This is a genomic window from Actinopolymorpha alba DSM 45243 (assembly GCF_000373925.1).
GTDB classification, from domain to species: Bacteria; Actinomycetota; Actinomycetes; order Propionibacteriales; family Actinopolymorphaceae; genus Actinopolymorpha; species Actinopolymorpha alba.
Map to the genome: position 1 here is coordinate 1 of NZ_KB892737.1, position 1,101 is coordinate 1,101.

At 63.9% G+C, this 1,101-nt stretch carries 1 protein-coding gene; it reads right to left on the bottom strand.

Translation table 11 applies throughout. From position 1 onward, the window contains the following. Positions 1-917: DUF222 domain-containing protein (locus tag B141_RS39355; protein ID WP_040420620.1), on the bottom strand; the 917-nt coding region annotated here is incomplete at its 3' end. Positions 918-1,101 lie beyond the last annotated feature (184 nt).

Sequence of the window (1,101 nt, forward strand, 5' to 3'; positions counted from 1 at the left end):
GGCCGCTCCGCCAGCTCGAACAGGGTCGTGATCGGCACGTTCAGCTGGAGTTTCGCCTTGACCGCCGCTTTCCAGGACCGGAACGCGACGGGGATCTCCTGCTCGGCAAGGTCATCGTCGGACGGGATTTCCTCGCGGGCGCCGCTGCTGCGGGGCTGATGTCCGGGCCGGTCCAGGGGGTGGGTGTAGGTGGCGGGTTTGCAGTCCTCACACGGGCAGCCCGCAAGGTGGTGATCGTGGTCGCACCCGATGTGCCGGCACCCATCCGACTCGGCAGCTGAGTAGCCGCACGCCTCGTCATCATCCTCGGCACTGGCGTTCGCTTCACCCTCATCCGCAGCGGCGGCGTCAACATCGTCCTGACAGGAATCGCCGGAGCAGGCTTCCTCTTCGCCACATTCAGGCGCGCTGTCGCAGATGATCACGTCGCCTTCGCCGGAGAGGAGGGAGACGGCGATGTCGGCGCGTAGTTGTGGCAGGGTGCGTTCGTCTCCGCCGGATTTCATGGTGCGGGCGATCGCATCCAAATACGCCCAGGCTTGGGCTGCTTGGTCGTGGGGGATGCCGTGGAGACGGAGGGTGGAGACGTTGTCCACGTCGGGATAGACAGCAACACCGCGGTCTTCCCGCGCCTTCTTGTGACGCTCTTTCGTGGCCTCGGGGTTGATCTTGATGATTTCGGCTTCGACATAGAGCCGTAGCAGCCCGCCCCACAGCTTCAACACCTCGGGGAAGATCGCCTCATCCACCGCTGCACGGTCAGCTGGGGGTAGGAGGGTGAGTCGGTCGACGATCGTGCGAACCTCAGAGAATTCGAGTTCGCCGCGTTCCAACGCCTGTCGGGTGTTCGGCAGGTCTGTCAACGCTAACGCGATGAGCATGAACTGATCACTGCGGTAGTTCGTCCACCCCAGCATCGGCGCCAACAGTTCAGCCGCCCGCGGCTCCGGCTGAGACGAGCGTTCCGCCTCATCGTCTTTGAAACATGGCGGGCAGTGCGCCAACCCATTCACAGCACCAAGACTCAGGTACTCAGCCCAGCGAGCGAGCTTCCGCGCGGCACGAACCAGCTCACCCAACTCGTAACCATTACACGCTGAC